21 protein-coding genes are annotated in these 25,136 nt (G+C 62.9%); 13 read left to right on the top strand and 8 right to left on the bottom strand.

Features of this window, described 5'->3' with window-relative positions:
• Nucleotides 1–90: 90 nt before the first annotated feature.
• Nucleotides 91–561: a 30S ribosomal protein S7 gene (rpsG, locus tag ACODSN_RS08095; protein WP_489054506.1), complete on the bottom strand. Its 471-nt coding sequence runs from the start codon at nt 559–561 to the stop codon at nt 91–93.
• Between the two features lie 14 nt (nt 562–575).
• Nucleotides 576–947, bottom strand: coding sequence for a 30S ribosomal protein S12 (gene rpsL / locus ACODSN_RS08090; protein WP_007707915.1), 372 nt, complete (start codon nt 945–947; stop codon nt 576–578).
• Nucleotides 948–1,324: 377 nt separating this feature from the next.
• Between rpsL and ACODSN_RS08085 the strand changes: the two genes are divergently transcribed.
• From ACODSN_RS08085 to uvrB, 3 genes are all read left to right on the top strand, one after another.
• Nucleotides 1,325–3,601 carry a putative bifunctional diguanylate cyclase/phosphodiesterase gene (locus ACODSN_RS08085; RefSeq protein WP_489054504.1) on the top strand — a complete coding sequence of 759 codons (2,277 nt, stop codon included), beginning with the start codon at nt 1,325–1,327 and terminating at the stop codon, nt 3,599–3,601.
• Nucleotides 3,602–3,752: 151 nt separating this feature from the next.
• The gene (locus tag ACODSN_RS08080) at nt 3,753–4,949 is read left to right on the top strand and encodes a M23 family metallopeptidase (protein ID WP_489054503.1); all 1,197 of its coding nucleotides are present in this window, start codon (nt 3,753–3,755) and stop codon (nt 4,947–4,949) included.
• Between the two features lie 59 nt (nt 4,950–5,008).
• Nucleotides 5,009–7,192, top strand: a complete 2,184-nt coding sequence (gene uvrB, locus ACODSN_RS08075; RefSeq protein WP_489054501.1) for an excinuclease ABC subunit UvrB — start codon at nt 5,009–5,011, stop codon at nt 7,190–7,192.
• 46 nt (nt 7,193–7,238) lie between these two features.
• On the opposite strand, the gene ACODSN_RS08070 is transcribed toward uvrB, so the two are convergent.
• Nucleotides 7,239–9,011: an aspartyl protease family protein gene (locus ACODSN_RS08070; RefSeq protein ID WP_489054500.1), complete on the bottom strand. Its 1,773-nt coding sequence runs from the start codon at nt 9,009–9,011 to the stop codon at nt 7,239–7,241.
• A 225-nt stretch (nt 9,012–9,236) separates the two neighbouring features.
• On the opposite strand from ACODSN_RS08070, the gene ACODSN_RS08065 reads away from it, so the two are divergent.
• On the top strand, nt 9,237–12,074 hold the full coding sequence (locus ACODSN_RS08065; RefSeq protein WP_489054498.1) for a TonB-dependent receptor: 2,838 nt from the start codon (nt 9,237–9,239) through the stop codon (nt 12,072–12,074).
• Nucleotides 12,075–12,178: 104 nt separating this feature from the next.
• Nucleotides 12,179–12,601 carry a response regulator gene (locus ACODSN_RS08060; protein ID WP_489054496.1) on the top strand — a complete coding sequence of 141 codons (423 nt, stop codon included), beginning with the start codon at nt 12,179–12,181 and terminating at the stop codon, nt 12,599–12,601.
• A gap of 114 nt (nt 12,602–12,715) precedes the next feature.
• Here ACODSN_RS08060 and ACODSN_RS08055 read toward each other — a convergent pair whose 3' ends face one another.
• Together ACODSN_RS08055 and dnaN are read right to left on the bottom strand one after the other, a co-directional pair.
• Nucleotides 12,716–15,325, bottom strand: a complete 2,610-nt coding sequence (locus tag ACODSN_RS08055; RefSeq protein ID WP_489054494.1) for an EAL domain-containing protein — start codon at nt 15,323–15,325, stop codon at nt 12,716–12,718.
• A 103-nt stretch (nt 15,326–15,428) separates the two neighbouring features.
• Nucleotides 15,429–16,541 carry a DNA polymerase III subunit beta gene (gene dnaN / locus ACODSN_RS08050; RefSeq protein ID WP_489054492.1) on the bottom strand — a complete coding sequence of 371 codons (1,113 nt, stop codon included), beginning with the start codon at nt 16,539–16,541 and terminating at the stop codon, nt 15,429–15,431.
• A 406-nt stretch (nt 16,542–16,947) separates the two neighbouring features.
• On the opposite strand from dnaN, the gene ACODSN_RS08045 reads away from it, so the two are divergent.
• The 3 genes from ACODSN_RS08045 to ACODSN_RS08035 all read left to right on the top strand — a co-directional run bounded on the left by ACODSN_RS08045 (nt 16,948) and on the right by ACODSN_RS08035 (nt 19,182).
• On the top strand, nt 16,948–17,367 hold the full coding sequence (locus ACODSN_RS08045; RefSeq protein WP_489054663.1) for an invasion associated locus B family protein: 420 nt from the start codon (nt 16,948–16,950) through the stop codon (nt 17,365–17,367).
• Nucleotides 17,368–17,446: 79 nt separating this feature from the next.
• Complete coding sequence (rlmN, locus tag ACODSN_RS08040; protein ID WP_489054490.1) at nt 17,447–18,721, top strand: 23S rRNA (adenine(2503)-C(2))-methyltransferase RlmN; 1,275 nt, start codon at nt 17,447–17,449, stop codon at nt 18,719–18,721.
• Between the two features lie 38 nt (nt 18,722–18,759).
• Nucleotides 18,760–19,182, top strand: coding sequence for a hypothetical protein (locus tag ACODSN_RS08035; RefSeq protein ID WP_489054488.1), 423 nt, complete (start codon nt 18,760–18,762; stop codon nt 19,180–19,182).
• Between the two features lie 51 nt (nt 19,183–19,233).
• Here the strand turns inward: ACODSN_RS08035 and ACODSN_RS08030 are convergent, their stop codons facing one another.
• On the bottom strand, nt 19,234–19,776 hold the full coding sequence (locus tag ACODSN_RS08030; RefSeq protein ID WP_489054486.1) for an outer membrane protein: 543 nt from the start codon (nt 19,774–19,776) through the stop codon (nt 19,234–19,236).
• Nucleotides 19,777–20,140: 364 nt separating this feature from the next.
• Here ACODSN_RS08030 and ACODSN_RS08025 point away from each other — a divergent pair, with 364 nt between their 5' ends.
• The 5 genes from ACODSN_RS08025 to ACODSN_RS08005 all read left to right on the top strand — a co-directional run bounded on the left by ACODSN_RS08025 (nt 20,141) and on the right by ACODSN_RS08005 (nt 23,650).
• On the top strand, nt 20,141–20,833 hold the full coding sequence (locus tag ACODSN_RS08025) for a cytochrome b/b6 domain-containing protein (protein ID WP_489054662.1): 693 nt from the start codon (nt 20,141–20,143) through the stop codon (nt 20,831–20,833).
• Nucleotides 20,830–21,576, top strand: a complete 747-nt coding sequence (locus ACODSN_RS08020; RefSeq protein WP_489054484.1) for a molybdopterin-dependent oxidoreductase — start codon at nt 20,830–20,832, stop codon at nt 21,574–21,576. Before ACODSN_RS08025 ends, ACODSN_RS08020 begins: the two co-directional genes overlap by 4 nt.
• A 31-nt stretch (nt 21,577–21,607) precedes the next feature.
• Nucleotides 21,608–22,849, top strand: coding sequence for a class I SAM-dependent methyltransferase (locus ACODSN_RS08015; RefSeq protein ID WP_489054482.1), 1,242 nt, complete (start codon nt 21,608–21,610; stop codon nt 22,847–22,849).
• Nucleotides 22,850–22,950: 101 nt separating this feature from the next.
• Nucleotides 22,951–23,262, top strand: a complete 312-nt coding sequence (locus ACODSN_RS08010; protein WP_489054480.1) for a hypothetical protein — start codon at nt 22,951–22,953, stop codon at nt 23,260–23,262.
• A gap of 109 nt (nt 23,263–23,371) precedes the next feature.
• On the top strand, nt 23,372–23,650 hold the full coding sequence (locus ACODSN_RS08005; RefSeq protein WP_489054478.1) for a DUF3297 family protein: 279 nt from the start codon (nt 23,372–23,374) through the stop codon (nt 23,648–23,650).
• 3 nt (nt 23,651–23,653) lie between these two features.
• Here ACODSN_RS08005 and ACODSN_RS08000 read toward each other — a convergent pair whose 3' ends face one another.
• Together ACODSN_RS08000 and ACODSN_RS07995 are read right to left on the bottom strand one after the other, a co-directional pair.
• Nucleotides 23,654–24,421 (bottom strand): CHAP domain-containing protein, encoded by a 768-nt coding sequence (locus ACODSN_RS08000; RefSeq protein WP_489054476.1) that lies wholly within the window; start codon nt 24,419–24,421, stop codon nt 23,654–23,656.
• A 78-nt stretch (nt 24,422–24,499) separates the two neighbouring features.
• Nucleotides 24,500–25,036: a CHAP domain-containing protein gene (locus ACODSN_RS07995; protein ID WP_489054474.1), complete on the bottom strand. Its 537-nt coding sequence runs from the start codon at nt 25,034–25,036 to the stop codon at nt 24,500–24,502.
• Nucleotides 25,037–25,136: the final 100 nt, after the last annotated feature.

Below are 25,136 nucleotides of genomic sequence, written 5' to 3'. Positions count from 1 at the left end.
CTGTCTCCATTGCCGGAGTGCCGGCGGATTGGACGGGAAATGAGGAAAGCCGGGCACCGCAAGACGCGGCGCCCGGCTTCTATACTATTCTTACCAGCGGTAGTGCGAGAAGGCGCGGTTGGCTTCCGCCATCCGGTGCGTGTCTTCGCGCTTCTTGACCGCATTGCCGCGATTGTTGGCGGCGTCGAGCAGTTCGCCCGACAGACGGGCTGCCATGGTGGTCTCGCTGCGATTGCGCGCGGCGGTGATCAGCCAGCGAATCGCCAGCGCCTGGCTCCGCTCGGGACGCACCTCGACAGGAACCTGATAGGTCGCACCGCCGACGCGGCGGCTGCGGACCTCGATGCCCGGCTTGATGTTGTTGAGCGCATCATGGAACAGGCCGATCGGGTCCTTCTTGGACTTGGCTTCCACGGTTTCAAGCGCACCGTAGACGATCTGCTCGGCTACAGCCTTCTTGCCGTCATACATGACGCTGTTCATGAATTTGGAGAGGACCTGATCGCCATAACGGGGATCGGGCAGGATGATGCGCTTTTCGGGGCGACGACGACGTGACATATCTTGGGTCTCCCTTACTTCGGACGCTTCGCGCCGTACTTCGAACGGCTCTGCTTACGGTCCTTGACGCCCTGGGTATCCAGCACGCCGCGCAATACATGGTAACGCACGCCGGGAAGATCGCGGACGCGACCGCCACGGATCAGCACGACGCTATGTTCCTGAAGGTTATGACCTTCACCCGGAATATAGGTGATGACTTCGCGCTGGTTGACCAGGCGAACCTTGGCCACCTTGCGGAGCGCCGAGTTCGGCTTTTTCGGGGTCGTCGTATAGACGCGGGTGCAAACGCCGCGCTTCTGCGGATTCGCATCCATCGCAGGGACCTTCGACTTGGCCTTCTGCGGGTCGCGGCCCTTGCGGACCAGCTGGTTGATCGTTGGCATGAAGCCCTTCACCTTTTCAGTTACTTTACCGTCCTGCGCTTGCGTTCTCTGCCCCAAAAACCCGGAAGAGTTTCCAACAGCAAAGGCCCCGGTGGGCGATTAACGCCCCCTGGAGCCGCAAGAGCACCCGGTAATGTTCAGCTCTGTCTACCCGCTGAATGACGACCGAAAGACCCGTCCCAAAAGGACCCGTCTCCGCGCGGCAAGCCGCTGGGCAGGCGCGCCCTATAGCCGCGCCCCGCTTATGGGTCAAGCCGGTCGGCCAGGGCATCGGCGGCGCCGGGCAATGGTGAACGGGTCGTTAGCGGATTGATAAGGATCGATGCCTTAATGTTCGATAACGAGCGTCGTCCAAGGCGTTGAGAAGCAGGCGGAATATGAGCGAGTTTTCGATCATATCGGGCGAATTTGGAAGTGCCGACCGGGAAGCGACGTTTCAGGACGGACGCCTCGCCGAATCGCGGCAGCACGCGCGCACCCTGTTCGTCCTTTCCGCCATGCTCAACACGCTGTTTCTGGTAAGCGACTGGCGCTTTGCCGGGACGCCGCATTTTTACGTGGCGATCCCTGCGCGCCTTGGCGTCATCCTGTGGTCGCTCATTTGCCTGTCGCTGTGCCGACATATGACGAATTTCAAAAGAGTCGAGGGCATCTGCTTCGCGTGGCAATGCGGCACGGCCATCGGCGTCGCCTTCCTCGTCAGTTCGCGCAGCGACATCGCCATCTTTGTGATGGTGATGCTGCCGCTCGTCTTTTATCTCGTGGTGCCAAGCAGCTTTCGGGGCAATGTCGGTGGGGGCCTGGGCTGCTGCATCGCCATGCTCGTGGGCTACCTCGCGCCCGCCCCGCTTTCGCCCACCGCACCCGGCATGATCCTCGCGATGGTGATTCTCCATTGCGGCATGTGGATCGCGGTGATGCGAACCAATCGACTGCAACGACAGGCGTGGACCGCGAGCCAGGTCGCCGAATCGGCCCGAATCGCGCTCGCCCGCAACAGCGAAACGCTGGAGCGGATTTTCATGACCGTTCCCGTACCGCTCGCTGTCACGCGCTATAATGGGGAGCTGACCCGCTATAACGATGCTTATGCCCGTGCGTTCGGCGATTGCGGGTCGCTCGCCAAACTTCGCGTCATCGACGACGTGCCCGGCGTAAAGGACAGGCCGCTGCTGCGCGTCAAGGCTGGCGAGAGCGTGGACAATATCGAATATAGGGTCGCGGGTGAAAATGGCATCGTGCGCGACGTGCTGGTGTCCTGCCGACCGATCGTCATCGACGGCGAGGAACGCGTCGTCGCCAGCACGGTGGACATTACCGATCGCAAAATCGCCGAACGGCATCTCGCCCATCTCGCTATGACGGACGCTCTGACAGGCCTGGCGAACCGATCGCATTTCATGGCCGCGCTCACTCAGGCGTCCGCCGGAACGCTGCGGGGCGACACATCCATGGCAGTCGTGCTGATCGACGTCGACGAATTCAAACGGATCAACGACAGCGCCGGGCATGACGCAGGCGATGCGCTGCTATGCGCTGTTGCCATGCGCCTGCGCGAAGCGCTGCGTCCCGGCGATCTCGTCGCGCGCATGGGCGGCGACGAATTCGCCGTCCTGCTGACGCGCTTGCCCGGCGTCGCTGATCTTCAAACGGTTCTAGCGCGGATGACAGCGCGGCTGCATGTGCCGATCGACTATGCTGACCGATCGATCGATTGCCGTGTGAGCATGGGGGTCGCCCTCTTCCCCGATCATGCGCAGGACATTTCAGACCTGATGAAGCATGCCGACATTGCCATGTATGAAGCGAAAAATGGTGGACGCGGGCGGGCATGCCTTTTCGAGCCTATCATGCTCGACAACTGGCAAAAGGAGGCGCGCATGCTCGAGCGCGCCCGCGAAGCGCTGATCCATACGCCGCCTGTGCCCTGGTTTCAGCCCAAGGTCGAGCTTTCCTCCGGTCGCATCATCGGCTTCGAAGCGCTGCTGCGCTGCGTCCGTGCGGATGGGTCGATCCTGATGCCGGGGGATATCGCGGCAGCTTTCGAACATCCCGAACTCGGTCGGGCGTTGACGGACAGGATGCTGGGACAGATATTGTCACAGTGCAGCCACTGGCAGCGAGCGGGCCTCGATTTCGGGCATGTCGCCGTGAATATTCCGGGCGTCGAATTGCATGACCCCGGTTTTCCGGATCGGTTGATCGCGCGCATGATGGAAAGCGACGTCCCACCGGGCGCGATCGAACTGGAAATCACCGAATCGGTCTTTCTGGGTCGCAACGCGGAAGTCGTCGAGCGCAGTCTCCATCGGTTGAGCGAGGCGGGTTTTTCCATCGCGCTGGACGATTTCGGCACCGGCTATGCCTCGCTGTCCCATCTCAAACAGTTCCCGATCGACATCATCAAGGTCGATCGCTGTTTCGTGCGCGATCTGGAAACCGACCCAGACGATGCGGCGATCGTGCGTGCGGTGCTGAACCTTGCCTATAGCCTTGGCATCCGCACCGTCGCGGAGGGCGTCGAAAACGTCCGGCAGATCGATTATCTGCGCGCGGGCGGCTGTCATTATGCGCAGGGCTTTTATTTCAGCGCCGCCGTCCCGGCCGGCGCCGTGCAGGGCCTGCTGGCGCAACGCGCCACAGGTACGGGGTAGGTTAGAAAATTCTTCGCCCCCCTCGGAACCGGATGCGATATTGAACGTTTCGCCGCGCCCCCGCGTCGCTCTGTCACGACTCCACGCCTGTAGATTCGCATTAAAGGCAACCTTTTGTTAACCGGCCGTGCGAATCATAACGGGGCCGCAATTGAATCAGGAGCATAAAAGGAGAGCCGCCGGCCTCTGGACCAGGGTCGTCGCCCTGTGCCCGGAGCGGGAGATTTTCCTTCGCTCGGGCGGTCGTGCACATTTAATTCGGCTGTCCCGGCGCACCCAGTTCCTGACCTTAGGCTGGCTGGCTGCGCTGATGCTGGGCTGGACGGTCCTGACCATCAGCATGCTGACGCACCGCTCGGCAATGGCGAAGGATGAGGCTTCGCTGGCTGAAAAAAGCAGGGCGATCGACAGCAGGGCTAACGAGGTCGATACCTATCGTAAATCGGTCGATGATCTGGCGCACGAACTGGAAGCGCGCCAGGATTTCATGGACGATTTGTACCGCACCCATTTCGGTGCGGAAGATCGTGATGCCTCCGGTGCCGGACTGGTGGGGAAGGCCCAAGCCCCCAAGGCGCGTATCGAAACCAGGATTAAATCCGTCGATCCCATCAGCTTCGCGCCCGAAGCCGCGCCACTGATGGACATCGATGCACGGCAGCGCCGCTTCGCTGTTGCCCTGACCGGCGTCGTTCAGCGTCGCGCAGACCGGGCCGAAGCGGCAATCCGCAGCTTCGGCCTCAATCCTGCCAGGCTGGCGCAGAATGCCGCACGCGCGCAGGGCGGCCCGTTCGTGCCATGGCACGCGGGTCGGGAAGCGCTGCCATCGGAAATGGAAGGGCTGGCCGATGCGCTCGCCCGGCTGGAATTTCTGGAAACCAGCCTGATCGCCATCCCGTCGGGCAAACCGACGATGGCGCCGATGGAGACCAGCAGCTACGGCTATCGCCGCGATCCGTTCAACGGCCACGCCGCCTTCCATGCCGGCATCGATTTCCCCGGCAGTTTTGGCCAGCCCATATTGGCCGCCGCCAAGGGTCGCGTCAGCTTCGTCGGTCAGCGACAGGGCTATGGCAATGTCGTCGAAGTCGATCATGGCAATGGCCTGATGACGCGCTATGCGCATCTGTCGAGCTTTGCAGCCCGCCCCGGCCAGCCGATTGCGCGCGGCGGCGCTATCGGCCGCATGGGATCGACCGGCCGATCGACCGGCACCCACCTTCATTTTGAGGTGCGGCTGAACGGACAGCCGATCAACCCGCGCCGTTTTCTGGAAGCGCGCAAGGATGTGCTTCAGGTCCAGCAACTTGCCAAGGCCCGGTTCGCCGACGTCGCCCATCGCGGCTGAGCAACGCATCTCCGGCAGGGTGTTGCACCCCTTATGTTCCGCGCCCATATCATAGCGCGATGGCTATTCAGATCCGCACCACGCTCGACGAGCCGGAAACCGGCGCCGGTTTCGTTCCGCACCGCCCGGCCCGTCCCGAAAAGAGCGAGGGCGGGCGGCCCTTCAAGCTGGTCAGCGATTACGAACCGTCAGGCGACCAGCGCACCGCCATTCCAGAACTGGTGGAACAGGCGCTGGCCGGGGAGCGGGATCAGGTGCTGCTGGGCGTGACCGGCTCCGGCAAGACCTTCACCATGGCCAAGGTGATCGAGTCCTTGCAGCGCCCTGCCCTGATCCTCGCGCCCAACAAGATATTGGCGGCGCAGCTTTACGGCGAGTTCAAGAGCTTCTTTCCCGACAACGCGGTCGAATATTTCGTCAGCTATTACGACTATTACCAGCCCGAAGCCTATGTCGCGCGGTCGGATACCTATATCGAGAAGGAAAGCTCGGTAAACGAGAGCATCGACCGCATGCGCCATTCGGCGACCCGGTCGTTGCTGGAGCGGGACGACGTCATCATCGTCGCGTCAGTCAGTTGCATATACGGCATAGGCTCGGTCGAAACCTATTCGGCGATGACCTTTTCGATGAAAAAAGGCGGCATCGAGGACCAGCGCGAAATCATCCGCAAGCTGGTCGCGCTCCAGTATAAACGCAACGATGCGGGCTTTGCGCGCGGCAATTTCCGGGTGAAGGGGGACAATCTGGAAATTTTTCCGTCCCACTATGAAGACACCGCCTGGCGCATCAGTTTCTTCGGCAACGAGATCGAGGAAATCGTCGAGTTCGACCCGCTGACCGGGCGCAAGGTCGCCAGCCTTGATTATGTGAAGGTCTTTCCAAACAGCCACCATGTCACCCCCGGCCCGACGCTAAAACAGGCGATGGAGGCGATCCGCTTCGAACTGACCGAGCGGCTGAAGGAGCTGGAGGCCGAGGGCAAGCTGTTGGAGGCACAACGGCTGGAGCAGCGCACCAATTTCGATCTGGAGATGATCGCGGCGACCGGCAGTTGCGCCGGGATCGAGAATTATTCCCGCTTCCTGACCGGCCGCCTGCCGGGCGAGCCACCGCCGACCCTGTTCGAATATCTGCCCGAAAACGCGCTGCTGTTCGTGGACGAAAGCCACCAGACCGTGCCGCAGCTCGGCGCGATGGCGCGCGGCGACCATCGCCGCAAGATTACGCTCGCCGAATATGGCTTCCGCCTGCCAAGCTGCATCGACAACCGGCCGCTGCGCTTCAATGAATGGGACGCGATGCGGCCGCAAACGGTCAGCGTGTCGGCGACGCCCGGAAGCTGGGAGATGGAGCAGACCGGCGGCGTGTTCAGCGAACAGGTGATCCGCCCCACCGGCCTGATCGACCCGCCCGTCGAGATCAAGCCGGTCGAGGACCAGGTCGACGACCTCATCAACGAATGCCGCAAGGTTGCGGCGGCGGGCTATCGCACCCTCGTCACCACGCTGACCAAGCGGATGGCGGAGGATTTGACCGAATTCATGCACGAGGCCGGTCTCAAGGTCCGTTACATGCATTCGGACGTCGAAACGCTGGAACGGATCGAGCTGATCCGCGACCTTCGCCTCGGCGTCTATGATGTGCTGATCGGCATCAACCTGCTGCGCGAGGGGCTGGACATTCCCGAATGCGGCCTCGTCGCCATTCTGGATGCGGACAAGGAAGGGTTTCTTCGCTCCGAAACCTCCCTCATTCAGACGATCGGCCGCGCGGCGCGCAATGTCGAGGGTCGCGTCATCCTCTACGCCGACCGGATCACCGGCAGCATGGAGCGGGCGCTCAACGAAACCAGCCGGCGGCGCGAAAAGCAGGAAGCTTATAATCTTGAACATGGCATCACGCCGACCACGATCAAGCGCCATATCGGCGACATCATTGCGCATGTGGCGAGCAGGGATCAGGTCACGGTCGATACCGGCGATGCGGACCGCCCGCATATGGTCGGCCACAATCTGCGCGCCTATATCGAGGATCTGGAAAAGAAGATGCGCGCCGCCGCCGCCGACCTGGAGTTCGAGGAAGCCGGGCGCATCCGGGACGAGATCCGCAAACTGGAAGCCGAGGAGCTGGGGCTTCCGACGGAGCAGCAGGTCACGGCGCCAAGAGGCCGCGCGAGCGAAGGCAAGCCGGGGACCCGGAAATTGCGCTACGGCAAGACGCAGCGGAAGTTTGGGCGGTAGATACTGAAGCGGCCCTGATCGATCTTCTCGTAAGAACTTCCCCTGACTATGGCGCCGTTCGCCCGATGCCGAACCCCGCCGCCTCTTCCGCGATATCCGGCTTGATCGCCGCAGCGGCGGTCTGATCGGCCTTCCCCGCTTCGGCCTGCCCCGACGCGATCCGAATGAGTCCGCGCATGTAGAGCGACCAGGCGATGCGGGGATTGAGGGCAAGCGCCGCGTCATAATCGGCCAGGGCGGCCTTGAAGTCGCTTTTGCGGTAATAAACCAGGCCACGGCTGTCGAGAAAGCCCGCATTGACACCGCCGCGCTTGATCGCGCGGTTGCAGTCGTCGAGCGCCTTGTCGAGATCGACATTGGCGAGCGCGCGTTGCCAGCAGCGGCCGTTCAGCATCCCCGCGAGTTTCGAGTCGGCGGGATGGGCGTCGATCACGGCATCGAACAATGGGATAGCGCGCGCTGGCAGCCCCAGATGCTGGAACAAATTGGCGACACTGAGCGCCTGGAGCGAAGTCCGCGGAACTACCTTCTCCGCCGCTTCCGTATCGGCAAGAGCACCCACCTTATCCTTGCCGTGCAGCCTTTCGACCGCGCGAACGATCAGCAGTTCGCCATTGCCGGGATCGAGCGCCAGCGCCTTGTCGATATCGACGGCGGCCATACGCGCATCCCCATTCGCCTCATGCGCCCGCGACCGATCGCCATAATAGCTGGCCTTGCCAGGGGCCAGTCGCACGGCTTCGGTGAAGTCCGCCAGCGCCGCATCGGCCTTGCCCGCGGTCAGGCGTGCATTACCACGCCGCGCAAATTCTTCGGCCGTTTTTGGATCGGGTACGCCATTGACCGCCTCCACCCGGATCTTGCCCGCTGGCAGGTCCGGTGGAGGCGCCTGCACGCCCTCCTCCGCCGGTTGTCCGGTGATGAAGGGCCGGCCGCCGCTATAGGTGAAGTAAATGCGGCGTTGCCCCCGCGCCACATAGATATGATGCGCCATGATGAAATCCGCGCCCAGCAACATGTCCGGCCCTTCCGGCCCGGCAATGCCGCCGTCGATCACTTCGAGCCTGGTGCGCAGGATTTCCTCATCCCCGATGCCCACGCTGGCGACCGGCACGACCCATCCCTTTTCCTGCCGACGGCCAAAACCCGTGGCGCCATCGGATGGAACAACCCCCGGCGAAGCGAAGTCGATGCCCGCGCGCTCCGCCGCACGACGGCTGAGCAGCGATGTGGGCGCCCCGCTATCCAGTTCGGCCTCGATCCTGGCGCCGTTGATCGTAACCGGCAGGCGAAAAATATGATCGAACGGATTGGAGCCGGTCAGCAGCGGCACGGTGAAATAGGGTTTGCCCTCCGCCCAATAGGCCATCCCGCTCTTGTCGCAATCCGATGGTCTGATGAGCTTGACCACGCCATTGGCGAGGTCGAACTCCGTGTCCGCCAGCCCCAGCAAATTGCGGCCGATCAGGCCATTGCCGGCGTCGCTGCCCCCCACCAGAAATTGAATATTCGGCAATTGCTGACCGACAATGCCAAAGGATTTGATCGTCACCATCTCGACCGAGGCTTTGCCGCCGATGCCAATGACGTAAAGCCCCTGAGGCGCGGGCTTGATCGACAATCCCAGTTCGATCGCCTTCGCCCTGGACATGATGCTGAAAAATGCGCCGCTATCGAGCCAGAAGCTGGTGTCCCTGCCCTCCACCTTCACCGGCACGCTGGCGCGCAGGCCCGTCATCGTGACGGGCAGGTCGGCCATCACGCCAAGCTTGCATATCGCGAGCGCCGGGCTGGTCGACAGGAGCATAGCCAGTGCCACGCCGAGCGCAGCCAAATATCCCGTCCGCCCGATCATACGCCCCGTCCCGCCGCTGGCGGCATCATGAGCCGCGCAGCCATCGATACCGCGCCAGCCTCGCGGTGGTCAACGTCGCCGGGCCAGCCTGCGCATTACATTTTGCGACAAATCTTTCATGACGCCGGGGCATTTCTGCGACAAATGCGCCCTAACAGGGAAGGCATTAAGCCATCCGGGGGAATTATCGTGCGCCGATCCACTTGCCTGATCCTTGTTCCACTGATGCTGGGCGTCGCGCCCGGCGCGCTGATGGCGCAGGAACCGCAGGGCCGTGGCGGCGGCGGCACATCGCAGATGGACGAGGGGGACGAGATCATCGTCACCGGCCAGAAACAGCGCGGCGCGGTGGTCGGGGACATCAAACCCGAACAGCAGCTTACTGCCGCCGATGTGCGCGCGCTGGGCGTCACGTCCATAGCCGAGATGATTACCGAACTCGGTCCGCAGACCAATGGCACGCCTGTCGTTCTGCTGAACGGCAAGCGCATTTCGAGCTTTTCGGAAATTCAGGACCTGCCCACCGAAGCGGTGGCGCGGGTGGATATCCTGCCCGAACAGGTCGCGCTCAGCTATGGCTATGCGCCGACGCAGAAAGTGGTGAATATCGTGCTGCGTCAGCGTTTCCGTGCGGAAAGCATGGATCTGCGCGCCGGGACGACCACTGATGGCGGGCGGGACAATGGGCAGGCGGCGGCCGGTTTGCTGCGCATCCGTGGCGACAATCGTCTGACGATAAACCTGCAATATAGCCGAGCGGCGCAACTGCTCGAAAGCCAGCGCGACATCGATCCCACCGCGCCGGGCCCGCCCTATGCGCTGGGCGGCAATGTGACGGCGTTGACGAGGGACGCCAACGGCAACATCGTCCGCACGCCACCCGGCACGCAGATCGACCCAGCTCTGTCCGCTTTGGCGGGCCAATTGGTGACGGTGGCCGCCGTACCGGGAAGCGCCGCCAATACGGCGCCGATGCTGGCGGATTTCGTGCCCGGCGCCAACAGCAGGGCGGTGAGCAACCTCGCCCGCTATCGCACGCTCAGCCCAGCGACCGAAAATTTCTCCGCCAATGTGATTTATGCCCGCGCCTTGGGCGGCGTGTCCGCGACGATCAACGGCCGGCTGGAACTTAGCGACAGCGATTCGCTCCAGGGCATGTCGCAAGCGACCCTCAACCTGCCAGCGGGCAATCCCTTCTCCCCCTTCGGTCAGGATGTGCGGCTCTATCGCTACCTCGCGCAAGGCGGTGCGCTCGGGCAGAATGTCCGGGGCACGACCGGCCATATCGGCGTTACGCTGAACGGCCTGCTCGGCAAGGGCTGGCAATGGTCGTTCACCGGCAATGGCGACCTGTCGGACACGCGCACCCGCACCGATCGCGGCGTGGCGACAGGCGGGATCCAGTCAGCGCTCGACGCCGGCGATCCGATGGTCAATCCCTATGGGAATTTCGCCAGCGGTCTGCTCGCGACTCGCAATACGGATTTTGCGCGTGCCAAGTCGCAGGCGATCACTGGCGATCTGCTCATCAGCGGTTCGCCCTTCTCCCTGCCCGCCGGCGACGTGACGACCGCGATCCGCATCGGCGCGTCGGCCAATGGCTTTGAAGGCCGGTCGGTGCGCGGCGGTGTCGCGACCCCTAGCAATTATGACCGCCAGATCGCGAGCGGCCAGTTCAGCATCGATCTGCCGCTGACCAGCCGATCGAAGGATGTGCTGGGCGCGGTCGGCGACATCGGGGTCAACATGAATGTCGCGGCACAGAGGCTGTCGGATTTCGGCACGCTCTCGACACTCGGCTACGGGCTGCGCTGGCAGCCGGTCAAAGCGGTGCAGTTGCTCGTCTCCGCCAATCAGGATCGCGCAGCGCCCACCGGCACGCAGATCACCGACCCGCTGATCTCGACGCCCAATGTCTCGGTATTCGACTATGCCACAGGCCAGAGCGTGTTCGTGACCCAATTGTCGGGCGGCAATCCCGGCCTTCGCGCCAGCGTACGCGATCAGTTTCGAGCGGGCCTGACGATCAAGCCGTTCGAAAAGAAGAACCTGACGCTGACGGCGACCTATCTCAACAGCCGGACGGACAATCCGATCGCCACTTTCCCCTCGCCCACCCCCGCCATCGAAGCGGCCTTTTCTCAGCGCTTCCTGCGCGACGCGGACGGCGCGCTGCTTCAGATCGATTCCCGGCCGGTCAATTTCCTGTCGTCGCACAGCGAGCAGTTGCGCTGGGGCTTCGACTATTCGATCCCGCTGAAATCCCACATCCAGAAGATCGTCGAAGCCTGGCGCGCATCGGGCGGCAAGCCGGAAGACCGCCCCAAGGAATTGCAGGACCTGCGCGGCCTGTTCGGCAACCGCGACCGGCAGGGGACCCAGAATGGAGGCCCCCCGCCGGGCGGACCGGACGGTGGCCGTCAGGGCGAAGGCGGACCGGGCGGCGGTCAGAACGGACAAGGTGCTGGCGGGCCGGCTGGCGGCGGAGGAAGGGGCGGCGGCTTTGGCGGCGGACGCGGCGGCCAGGGTGGTGGCCGGTTGAGCTTCAGCCTCTATCACACCTGGCATTTCGCCGAGAGCATCCTGATCGCGCCCGGCGTGCCTCAACTCAACCTGTTGGATGGCGGCGCGACCGGATCGTCCGGCGGCCAGCCCCGGCACGAGGTCGAGGCGCGGATCGGCTATTCGAATAATGGTCTGGGCGCGCGGCTGGGAGTAGACTGGGAAAGCGGCACCCATGTCGACGGCGCTCTTGGCGCGACGCCCGGCGGCAATTCGCGGCTTGATTTCGGCAGCCTCGCGACCGCCAACCTGCGCATTTTCGCTAATCTGGGCCAGATGCCTTCGCTGGTTAAGGCCCATCCGTTCCTGCGCGGCGCGCGCGTGTCGATCGGCATCGACAATATCTTTAACATTCGCCGCGACGTGACAGATGCGAGCGGCGCTACCCCGCTGCGTTATCAGCCTGACTATCTGGACCCGTTGGGCCGCGCGATCACGATCAGCTTCCGCAAGCTGTTCTTCTGAAAGTTGCCTCGATGGCGCGTGGTTAAATAGCTGTTAGTCACGGCTAAAGCCGATCCTTCTGCGGCCGTTATGATCGGCATGGACAGTGCGGAAGGAACGGAGAAATGAAGCCAATCAGAATTGTGGTGGTCGATGACTCGCTCACCATCCGCGCGATGATCGAAACCATGCTCGAACGGGACCGGCGCGTCGAGATTGCGGGCATCGCCCGCAATGGCGAAGAAGCAATCGCCATGATTCGCGCCGAAAAGCCCGATGTGGTGACGCTCGACATCGCCATGCCCGGCAAGGACGGCATGACCATCCTCGACGAGATCATGGATATGGACCCATGCCCAGTCATCATGCTGTCCAGCCTGATGCGCGATGGCGCGCCGATCGTTGCTGAGGCGATGGACCGGGGCGCCGCCGCCTGTTTCAACAAGGCGATGATCGTGCGCGAAGCGACCCGCTTCGTCGGGCTGATCAAGCAGGTCGCACGCGGGCTGATTCCTGCCGAAGCCGGATCCGTGGCGATCGCCGCCTGACCTCCGCACCGTCAGGGCACATGAAAAGGGGCAGCGAATCGCTGCCCCTTTTCATGTGCCCTGACAGTTGAGGTGTACGCGCCCTCTTTCGAATGCGCCGTCAGTCCATGCCGTTCAGGACGCCAATGCGCGGGGGGCGGCAGGACTTAATTTGGTGAGATCGACCGCGCCCGCGAACTCGACACCCATTCGGTCATCCTTGCCCCAGCGGGCCGTTGCATTGATGATCTGACTTTCCGACAATTCGATCGCGAACAATGTGCCCTCGGGCACGTTCCACAGCCCTTCGATCAGCGCGCCGGTAGCCGAAATGTTGCGCACCCGCCCTGTATAGACATGCCCGTCATGATGGATGGCGACCGTGCGCAGCATTGATTTGCGTTCAGGCCGGCTAGACTGAAAGCCTTCGGCGCGGACATGCGTGCCCATATTGCGCTGCCGTTCGAGCACATCGGCCATCGGCATGGGCCGGCCATAGACATAGCCCTGGATATGGCTGCACCCCAGTTGGCGGATCAGTTCCAGTTCGTCCTGCGTCTCCGCGCCTTCTGCGGTCGTGTCCATGCCGAGCGCTTCCGCCAGGCTGACGATCGCCTTGATGATGGCGATGTTGCGGCTGCCCTTGATCGCCGCGCCGCGTACGAAACTCTGGTCGATCTTGATCTTGTCGAACGGCGCCTTTTTCAGATAGCCGAGCGAAGAATAGCCGGTGCCGAAATCATCGAGCGCAAGCCGCACACCCAGCGCCTTGAGACGCGCGAACATCGAATCGGTGTCGGCGTCATCGTTCAGAAAGACGCTTTCCGTTATTTCCAGTTCCAGCCGGCCCGGATCGAGCTGGGCAGCGGCGAGCGCGCTCATCACCGTTGAGGGCAATGCCGGATTGGCGAACTGGATCGGCGAAACATTTACCGCCACGCGAATGCCCTCATGCCATTGCGCGGCGTCGCGACAGGCCGTGCGCAGCACCCATTCGCCGATCTGGGCGATGAGGCCCGTGTCCTCGGCGATCGGAATGAAGACCGCCGGCGAAATCGCCCCGCGCTGCGGATGCTGCCAGCGCAATAGCGCCTCATAGCCGGTGATGCGCTCGGTGATCGAGGAGACCACGGGCTGATAAACCAGATGCAGACCATCGGCGGCAAGCGCGTGGCGCAGTTCCTCCTCCAGCACCCGGCGATCTTCCGCGTCGGCATGCATTTCGGGGGAATAGAAGCGGTGCACGCCCCGGCCGTCGCCCTTGGCGGCATAGAGCGCCAGATCGGCGTTCCGGATCAGGGCATCGGACGTCACGCCATCCTGCGGGCAGGAGGAAATGCCGATCGACACGCCGATGACGACGGCATTGCCTTCGATCGAATAGGGCTGAGAAAGGGAGGCGATGATTGTCTGCGCCAACTGCCCAAGCGCGGCCCGGTCGTGGCGGCCCGGCAGGATCACCTTGAATTCGTCGCCGCCCTGGCGACCGACCAGCCCCTTATCGCCGACCACGCGCTGGAGCCGCTGGCTCACCTGGCGCAGCAGCGCGTCTCCCGCCGGATGTCCCAGCGTATCGTTCACGCTCTTGAACCGATCGAGGTCAAGCATCATCAGGGCGCAGTCGCCGGGCGCACCGCGCATGCCCGCGACCGCCTGCTCCAGCGAACTCAGCATCTGCACGCGATTGGCGAGGCCGGTGAGGGAATCATATTGCGCCAGGCGCGCCACTTCCGCCTGACTGCGGCGCATTTCCGTCAGGTCGGTCCCCGACCCGCGGAAGCCGTGAAACTGGCCAAATTCGGTAAAGACGGGCTGGCCCGAAATCGACCACCAGCGCTCATCCCGCGCCATGGCCGCGCGCACCGGGATATCGGAAAAGGTCGTCCGCGCGGACAGATGGAAACCCAGCGTCCGCTCACCATCGCCCTGTTGCCGATCACCCGGCCGAATGATCTCGGTAATGGGCCGTCCCACCAGACCACCCTTTGGCACATCCAGCGTATCGGCCAGGGTTTCGGAAATATAGACCAGACAGCCCTGACGGTCCGTCTCCCAGAACCAGCCCCGGCCCGATTGCTCATATTCCTGTAGCAGCCGGTCGGATCGCTGCGCTTGCGCATCCTGCTTGCTGCGTTCCAGCGCGCGGGCGCGATCGGCTCTTGCCTGCCGCAGCGTCAGAATCATCATGACGCCCAGACAGCTTATCAGCAGGCCGGCCTGGCCGGAACTGGCCGGCTGCATCATCGTCATGCCGACGGCGCCCAGAAAATAGCCGACCCCCAGCAAGCGCCGGTTGCCGAACAGGCAGACCGCGAGCAACGCGACTGCAAGATCGGGCAGGATCGCAGACATCGCCGTCGTGTCGGATATATAATCCATCCACCCGCTGAAGCTGAGGCCTGACAGAAAGGCAGCGGGCAGAATCAGCCAGTGCTGAATATGCGGTCTCTGCCGCTGGAAGGATGGCAGGCGCGGCGCGACGATCAGCAGGCCGTCGATCAACAGCATCAGCCCCAGAATCGCCATCGCGGCGGGCTGGCCCGAAGTCATCAGGGGCGTGCTCTGCAAGATGGCGATGCACAGTTTCGCCAGCAACATCAACGGCCAGAGCCTGGCGATCTGAACAAAATCCCGTCCGGCGCCGCTCGCCAACGGTGCTATACCGCCATCCGCAAGACCAAGCAGAGACAATAGTCCCGCAGGTCGCGCTTGCGGATCGGAAATGACGGTACGTGAAAGTCTCATGCGCCAATAATAGGCACAACTTCTTGAAGGAAGATTACCCCCTCGCTCGACTCAAAGCATATTAGGTCCAATTTGCGCCATATTGGAGCAAATCATGCCAAGGTCAGACGCGCATCGGCATCAGGACATAGAGCGCGGCACTATGATCATTCTCGCGGATCAGCGTCGGCGCGGCGGCATCGGCAAGATGCAGTTCGACCAGATCACCGTCCAGCTGCCCCAATATGTCGAGCAGATAGCGGGCGTTGAACCCGATATCGAAGCCCTCGCCTTGAAACGCGCCGGGCACTTCTTCCGCTGCGGTGCCATTTTCGGGGCTGGTGACGGACAAGGTGATCTTGTCGCGATCCAGCGACATTTTGACGGCGCGCGTCTTTTCGGTCGCGATCGTCGCAACCCGGTCCACCCCTTCCTCGAAGCCGCGCGGATCGATCCGCAGCAGCTTGTCGTTCGCGGTCGGGATGACCCGGCTATAATCGGGGAAGGTGCCGTCGATCAGCTTGCTGGTGAGGATCGCACTGCCAAGGCCGAAGCGGATCTTGCTGGCCGACAAAGAAATCGCGACCGATCCGTCGACCTCGTCCAGCAGCTTGCGCAGTTCGGCGATGCATTTGCGCGGCACGATGATGCCGGGCATGCCGTCCGCGCCGTCCGGTCGCGGTACCGTGACGCGGGCCAGCCGGTGGCCGTCGGTCGCCGCCGCGCGGAGCACCGGCTGCCCTTCATCGGCGACGTGGAAATAAATACCGTTCAGATAATAGCGCGTCTCTTCGGTCGAGATCGCAAAGCGTGTCTTGTCGATAATCTGTTTGAGCGTTTCGGCCGGCAGCTCGAAACTGGTCGGCAGGTCGCCTTCCGCGATCACCGGGAAATCGTCACGCGGCAAGGTCGACAGGTTGAACCGCGCGCGGCCGGCCTGGATCAGCATCTTGCCCTCGGCCGCCTGCAACGACACCTGACTGCCTTCGGGCAGCTTGCGGGCGATGTCGAACAGGGTGTGCGCCGAAATCGTCGTCGCGCCCGCCTGCTCCACCTGGGCCGACACGCTTTCGACGATCTGAAGATCGAGATCGGTCGCCATCAGCTTGATCGCGCCATCGGCCGACGCTTCGATGAGGACGTTGGACAGAATGGGGATGGTGTTGCGCCGCTCGACCACCGACTGGACATGGCTCAGGCTCTTGAGAAGCGTCGCGCGTTCGATAGTGGCCTTCATATCCCTGGTCAGTCCGTTTCTTTTTCTGCTTTCGGCCGGGAAAGCGACGCTGGGTCGAATCCGGCCGACGATGAGGATGATTCTTCATAGCCGCTATGGCGGCGGCGGCAAGCTTTCCTCGTAACGACCGGCTGCCGGGGTTGCAAAAGGGCACGGGCTGCGCTTTGCCTGCGCCATGAAAGACTGTTTGGAAATGCGCCTTTGGCGCATCCGTACCGGCCCGCACCCCCACCCGACCGCTCATCAGAATATCATGTCTGGTCGGTCGGGTGGGAGTGCGGGCCGGTACGGCAACCTGAAATGCGCCCTCTCGCGCATTTCCAGACAGACTCTGAGATGCTCGCGCATAGCATGGATATTGGCGCTGCTGCCGCTTAGCCCGGCCCAAGCGCGCGATTCGCTTGGCATGTTCGAAAATTGGGGCGCCTTTCGCGATTCCGCTACGCCGCGTTGCTACGCGATCGCTCAAGCTCTGCCGACGCGAGGGTCCCGCGACGGATCCAAGGGCTTTGCTGCTGTCGCGACATGGCCTCGCGTAAAGGTGCGCGGGCAGGTGCATTTCCGTCTCAGTCGGCCCCATGCTTCCGCCGCCCCGGTGATACTGAACGTCGATGACCGGCGCTTCACGCTGGTTGCAGGGCAGGCCGACGCCTGGGCCGCGGACGCGCGCGGCGACGCTGCGATCGTGGCGGCCATCCGATCGGGCAGCAGCATGAGCGTGCAGACACGAGCGAGCGACGGGCGCGGCTTCGCCGACACCTACGCGCTGCGCGGCGCGGCGACAGCGATCGACGCGGCGGCGCTGGGATGCGCGCGGCTGCGGTGAGGGTTTGTTTGTAAATACGCCGTTGGACGCATCCGCACCGGCCCTAGAAAAAGCCTGCAAAATCGCGTAAGGCGCGGCCATGCAGTCAGCCGCCAATCCATTAATGCCCATTGCGGGCCATTTCGACCCTGTGCCCGTTCCCCGCGCCGTGACCCCGCGCGAGGATGGACGGACCGACCTCATGGGCCTGTCATGCGTTCAGATCAGGGATGTGCTGGGGGAAGCGGGACTGGACGCGAAGGCCGCCAAGCTGCGGTCCAAGCAACTGTTCCACTGGCTCTATCATCGCGGCGAGACCGATTTCGACGCGATGACCGACCTCGGCAAGCCGATGCGGTCGTGGATGGCGGAGCGCTTCGTCGTGGGTCGCCCGCAGGTGGTGGAGGCGCAGGTTTCCAGCGACGGCACGCGCAAATGGCTGCTGCGGTCGGATGACGGCCAGGATTATGAGATGGTGTTCATCCCCGACGCGGACCGCGGAACGCTTTGCGTATCGAGTCAGGTAGGATGCACGCTCAACTGTCGCTTCTGCCATACCGGCACGATGCGGCTGGTGCGCAATCTGACGCCGGGCGAAATCGTCGGGCAGGTGATGCTTGCGCGCGATGCGCTGGGCGAATGGCCCAAGGGCAATATGGCCGCCAATGATGTCGATGCGGACGATGACGATGGCGACGAGGATATGGGGCAATATTCTCCCGATGGCCGCATGTTGACCAATATCGTGATGATGGGCATGGGGGAGCCGCTCTATAATTTCGAGCATGTGCGCGACGCGCTCAAGGTCGTGATGGACGGGGCTGGTCTTGCCCTGTCGCGCCGCCGCATCACCCTGTCCACCAGCGGCGTCATCCCGATGATGGCGCGGGCCAGCGCGGAGATCGGCGTCAACCTCGCCGTGTCGCTCCATGCCGTGACGAAGGAGGTGCGCGACGAGCTGGTGCCGCTCAACCGCAAATATGGCATCGAGGAACTGTTGGCCGCCTGCGCCGACTATCCCAAGGCGAGCAACGCGCGGCGCATCACGTTCGAATATGTGATGATCCGCGACAAGAATGACAGCGATGCGGATGCGCGCGAACTCGTCCGCCTGATCCGCAAATATAAGCTGCCGGCGAAGGTGAACTTGATCCCGTTCAATCCCTGGCCGGGCACCGACTATGAATGTTCCACGCCAGAACGAATCCGCGCGTTCAGCAGCATCGTGTTCGAGGCCGGCATTTCCGCACCCGTCCGCACGCCGCGCGGGCGGGATATCATGGCGGCATGCGGCCAGCTCAAATCAGCGTCAGAAAAGAAAAGCCGCGCCGAACTCGACAGGCTGGCGGCGGAAAAGCAGGCGGCGCTCGGCTGAGGATTTCCGGCTGCTCCCCCGTCTGATAGGGGCGATTCATGACCGATAGCGAGATTGACGATATCGCGCGCGGTTTTTGCGCGCGAACACTGCCCAAGGCGCGTTGGACCCATGCCGCGCATTTCGCGACCGCGATCTGGCTGATCCGCAACCGCCCCGATATCATTCCCGAGCGGGACATGCCCGACATGATCCGGCGCTATAATGAAAGCACAGGGGGGGTGAATAGCGACAGCGCGGGCTATCATGAGACGATTACGCAGGCGTCGCTGCGCGCCACGCGAGCCTTGCTCGCGACGTTGGACGGGGACGCTACGCCGGCCGTCGCGTTGGCGGCGCTGAGGGCCTCGCCGCTGGGCGACAAAAACTGGCTGTTCGCGCACTGGTCGCGCGATCTTCTCCTGTCGGCCGAAGCGCGGCATCGCTGGGTGGAACCGAATCTCAGCCCGCTAAGACCATGAAAAAGGCGGCCCTTCGCAGGACCGCCTTTTCCTTCATACCGATCGAAAGGATCAGAAGCGGATACCGAGACCGCCGACGATCTGCTGACGCTCGACATCGCCTTCATAGTTCGAATAGCGATATTCGCCCTTCACGAAGAGCTGGCCGCCGAGCTTATATTCGACGCCCGCGCCGACGCGAACGCCGTCGCCATTGTCGCCGCCGAAGCCTTCGGTCTTGATGCGAGCATTGGTGTAGCCGGCCTTCACATAGATCAGCGCCTTGTCACCGGCGATGAAACCGGCGCGCGCGCCGACATACAGATCGCGGGCGGCATCGACGTCGGTGCCGAAGAAATTGCGCTTGGTGGTCGAATCGGCTGCTTCGGCTTCGACGCCGAGGACGGCATTGCCGACCTGCATGTCATAGCCAAGGCCGATGCCGTACAGGAAACCGTCGGGATTGCCGATGCCGCTGCCATTGGTGTCCAGCTTGTCATAGCCAACGATCACTTCGGCGCGCGGGCCAGTGAAGGGCGCGGCTTCCTGCGCGAAAGCGGGAGCGGACACGGCAAGGGCAGCAGCAGAAACAGCTGCGAAAATCACAGTCTTCATAAAAACCTCAATGTATATTGCGCACGCAGAGGAATACTGCGTTACAGGTCAGGCATAATGCACAGGAATATTGGCGACCTAATTTCGAAATTCCTCAAATCTTCCGCTTCTTTTGGCGGTAAGATCAACGGTTTGCATCACGACCGTCTGCGGCGCATTTAGGTTTCGTCCTGCAATTTGCAAAGGGGCATATCGATCATTTCCAGCGCATTTTATATTACTGTTGCAAAGTGGCCACAGCCGGGCCGAGGCTCGCCTGTATTTGCGGCGCAGGCCTGTCCTTCTCCAACAAAAAAGCGATCTGGTAAAAAGGTGAGAAAATTCTACTATCCGGCAGGTGCCTGACCTGTCTCTCGCCCAACCCATGGAGGTGAAGCGCCATCGGCTCTCAACCCGGCTGTGGCATTGGGCGAACGCCGCCCTGCTCTATACGCTTTTCACCAGCGGGCTGGGCATCTTCAACGCGCATCCGCATCTCTACTGGGGGCAGTATGGCGCGAATTTCGATCATCCCTGGCTGACGCTGGATCGGTTCGGCGGCTGGCTCACGCTTCCGGCCCACTATAATCTGGCGATGTCCCGGCACTGGCATCTGACCGCCGCGCCCCTCTTCGCCTTTGCCCTGCTCGGCTATATGCTTTGGAGCCTGTGCAACCGCCATATCGCACGCGACCTCGCATTCCGGCGGGGGGAACTGGCGCCGCGCCATATCTGGCGCGATATCAAGGATCATGCCCGTCTGCGCTTCCCCACGGGCGCTGATGCGTTGCGCTATAATATGTTGCAAAAGGGCAGCTATAACGCGGTGATTTTCCTGCTGCTGCCGATCCTGATCCTGACGGGCCTTACCATGTCACCCGGCATGAACGCGGCCTGGCCCTGGCTGATCGACCTGTTCGGCGGTCGCCAGTCGGCGCGGTCGATCCATTTTCTGGCCGCGTTCGCGCTCGTCGCCTTTTTTCTGGTGCATATCGCCATGGTGCTGCTCGCGGGGCCGGTAAACGAGATGCGCGCGATGATAACCGGCCGCTATCGCGTGCCGCCATCGCGGCCATGATCATCACCCGCCGCTCGATGCTGCTCGGCGCGGCCGCCACGCTCAGCGGCTGCGATCGGCTGGCGGGCCATGCTACGGTCCGGGAAGCGCTTTTTTCCTCCGATAATTTCCACAAATGGGCACAGCGCCGCCTGCTGGCCCCCGATGCGCTTGCGCGCGAGTTCCGCCCGGATCAGATTTCTCCGCTATTCCGGGCGAACGGCACCGCCAATCCTGCCAGCCCGGCCTATAAGGCACTGTGGCGCAACGGCTTCGCCGACTGGCGGCTGCGCGTGTCGGGCCTCGTCGCCCGTCCCCTGTCCCTGTCGCTCGCGCAGCTTCATGCCCTGCCTCATCGCGAGCAGATTACCCGTCATGATTGCGTGGAAGGCTGGAGCGCGATCGGCAAATGGCGCGGTGTGCCGCTCAAGCTGATCCTCGACGCCGCGGGGCTACGGGATCGGGCGCGCTATATCGTCTTTCGCTGTGCCGACGAGATGGGTGACGGGCGGCCCTATTATGAGAGTATCGATCTGATCGACGCCTTTCACCCCCAGACGATCCTCGCTTTCTCGCTCAACGATCGGCCGCTGTCCGTTGCCAATGGCGCGCCGCTGCGGCTGCGCGTGGAGCGTCAATTGGGGTATAAACAGGCCAAATATTTGATGGGAATACAGGCCGTCGATAGTCTGGCCGGCGTCGGCGGCGGCAAGGGCGGCTACTGGGAAGATCGCGCCGGTTATGACTGGTATGCCGGGATTTGACCGCGCCAAGGCGACCTGACAGGGTGCATCTATGAAGCTATTCGATCGAATTTTGCGACGGCTTGTGACGCAGGGACAGTTGACCGTCATATACCAGGACGGGTCCAGCACGACCGTTGGAACCCCCGCCGCCGGTTTCCCCGCGCTGGCGCTCAAATTCCATGACCGGCGCGTGCCGTTCGACATCATGCGCGACCCGCGACTGGGCATGGCGGAAGCCTATATCGACGGCCGCGTCACCATCGAGGGCGGCGGAATCATGGAACTGGTTTCGCTCATCCGCGCCAATAATGCCTGGGAGAAGGGCCGATCGATCAGCGCCAAAAGCCCGCTCAAGCGTGGCTTCCGTAAAATCCGGCAGGGCCTGTGGCGGGCCAATCACCGCCGCCGCGCCAAGGCCAATGTCGCCCATCATTATGATTTGTCGGCGGCGCTTTATGCGCTCTTCCTCGACAAGGACCGGCAATATAGCTGCGCCTACTGGCCCGACGCCGACAATGAAGCGGGCATCGGCCTCGAACAGGCGCAGGAGGACAAGAAAGCCCATATCGCCGCCAAGCTGGCGCTGAAACCGGGCATGCGCGTGCTCGACATCGGCTGCGGCTGGGGCGGGATGGCGCTCTATCTCCACCGCACCTGTGGCGTCGATGTGACCGGCATCACCCTGTCGGAAGAGCAGCTCAAGATCGCTCAGGCGCGGGCCGCCGAGGCGGGCGTCACCGATCATGTACGGTTCGAACTGATCGACTATCGCGATATTCAGGGTCCGTTCGACCGGATCGTGTCGGTAGGCATGTTCGAACATGTCGGCACGGCCCATTATCGCGCCTTTTTCAACAAATGCCGCGATCTGCTGACGCCCGACGGCGTCATGCTTATTCACACGATCGGCCGGATCGATGGCCCCGGCATTACCGACGCCTTCACCCAGAAATATGTCTTCCCCGGCGGCTATATCCCTGCGCTCAGCGAAATGATCCAGGGCAGTGAAGGCACTAGGTTGATGGTAACCGATGTCGAGGTGCTTAGGCTCCATTATGGTCTCACCATCCGCGAATGGTATCAACGGACGCTCGCGCACAAGGCGGAGATCGTCGCGTTGTATGATGAGCGATTCTTCCGCCTGTGGACCTTTTATCTCGCCGGGGCAGCGACCGTGTTCGAACATGGCAGCATGGTGAACTATCAGGTGCAATATGCCCGCGACCGGCGCACCCTGCCCATCACCCGCGACTATTTGGTGGAGGCCGAAACGGCGCTTAAGGGGCGCTGAACCTTAGCTGACAATGTCGTTCCCGGCCGGTTCAGTCACAGGGGTGCATTCTTCCTCCTTGCCCGATCGGTGGAGCGGCGGGCGGCATGAGGAGATGTGGCATGAATATATTTTGGAAAGGTGCGGCTGTGCTGGGGCTGACGCTTACCGGGATCGGCGCGGCGGCAGTGCCGGCGCAGGCGCAATATTATGGCGACAGGGACGGCTGGCGTGGCGACCGCGACGGTGGGCGCGATTCGCGTTGGGAGCGCGAGCGCCGCTGGGAGCATAGGCGTGATTGGCGCGACGAGCGGCGCTGGCGTCGGCACAGTGGCTATAACCCCTACTATGGCGGCTATCGGCAACGCTGCTGGAACGAATGGCGCTATGATCGCTACGCAGATCGGCAGGTTCGGGTCCGCATCTGTCGCTAAGCCAATGATTGCCCGCGATCCGCATCGTGCGGCGGATCGCGGGCACTGGTTGACGCCGTACCAGCCGAAAGGCTAGGCGACGGCGCACCAGCACAGGATTTTGCCAGCTATGAGCGATACGCCCCCCGACCGCCTTTCGACCAATCCGCGCAGCCCCCATTTCGATATGGAGGTTCTGCAACGCGGCATCGGCATCCGGTTCAAGGATCGCGAGCGCAAGGACGTCGAGGAATATTGCATGTCCGAAAGCTGGATTCGCGTCGCGGCTGGCAAGAGCCGGGACCGGCATGGCAACCCGCTGACCATCAAGCTCAGCGGCCCGGTCGAAGCCTGGTTCGAGAATCCGGCAGAGCCAGCGGAGACGGTCGCGACCGAACCGGACGCCTGATCGTCAACGCAACATCCTGTCCCGCTTCACGTCGGCGATGATGTCGCCGAGCGTGCGCTTCGCGGGCGTATTATCCGCATATTCGATGATGAACGGATCGCGCACCGCTTCCGACGCGGTCGCGGTACGTAGTGGTCGCGCAACGGCCTGAGCCGTCAAGACATCGCGTCCACGAACGCCGGTCGGCATGGCCCCACGCTGATCTTTATCCTGCGCGCCCGTCTGCCCGATATCGGTCCGGTCGTCCCACTGGCCCGGATCGACGCTGGCGAAGCGAACGCTGGCGCCCAGCGCCGGATCGGGATCGAATTTATGCAGCTTGGCGCGAAGCGGATAGATGAAGCCGTAAGTCGGATTGGTGCGCGCGCCCATCTGCCCGGTCGGGCTGTGCCAGACCCGCACCTGGCTCCAGTCGCCCTCGTCGGACACATCGACCGCCAGCACATCCTCCTCGATCGCGCCCGGCGCGGACCAGTTGGCATGGCGGATCAGCACGCGGCGATCATCGAGCACGCGACTGACGACGGCAACATGGCCCAGCGTCATCGGCCCGACAGGGCGAAAGGCCAGCACTGCGCCCTTTTTGGGCTTGTGCCCGCGTTTGTAATGATCCTGCGCCTGATCCCACCAGTTGAGCGCGTCGCCGTAAATATCGACGCCGGACACGATGCGGGCATAGGGCACGCACTGCAACACCGTGGCGCCCAGCCCAGGCGCCGCCGTCAGACCGGCCAGCAGCACCGCCACCGACCAGCGAAAAAATCGAGACATTCACGCGACCCCGGCATTCAAGAATCGCCCCACCGGAAGCGACCCTAGGGCGCGATCTTTTAGGAAGAGGTTAACGCCTCAGAAAGCGCCGCGCGGCGCGCCCAGCGCCAGCGTCGCACCATCGGCCGACGCTATGCGGACCGGCTCGGCTGCGGCTTGCGGCGCATTGGCGTAGATGAAACCGCGGGCATGATTGGAGCGCAGGCCAAGGTCGCCGATCGGCGCGTACCAGACCCGCACGTCGGTCCAGTCATTATTCGCCGAAACGTCCACGGCGCGGACATTGCGTTCGATGCCGCCACGGAACGACCAGTTGGCATGGGTCAGCAGCACTTCGCGATCGCTCACCACCTTGCTGACCATGGCGACGTGGCCGACGCGCATCGAACGGCTGGCGGCAAAGGCGAGAACGGCGCCGACGCGCGGCTGATGGCCACGCTCATAGCGCCCTTCGGCCTGACCCCACCAGGTATCGGCATTGCCCCGGAGATCGATGCCCGACACCTGCCGCGCGAAGGGCACACACTGAAGAACACCGGCAGTGGCAGGAGAAACCAGGAAAGCAGAGAGCGCAAGAACAGCCGTTGCGAACAAAGCGCGAAAACCACCGAACATGCGTTGCGAACCCCGTTTTCTGACTTCGGGCGTTATCCCCGACGCGGCCCTTAGGACAGAGCGCGGCCGGCTTGAAAACAACCGAGCGGCGAACCGTTGC

It is taken from the genome of Sphingobium sp. FG11, from assembly GCF_057809915.1.
This window is presented reverse-complemented; position numbering and strand designations above follow the sequence as displayed.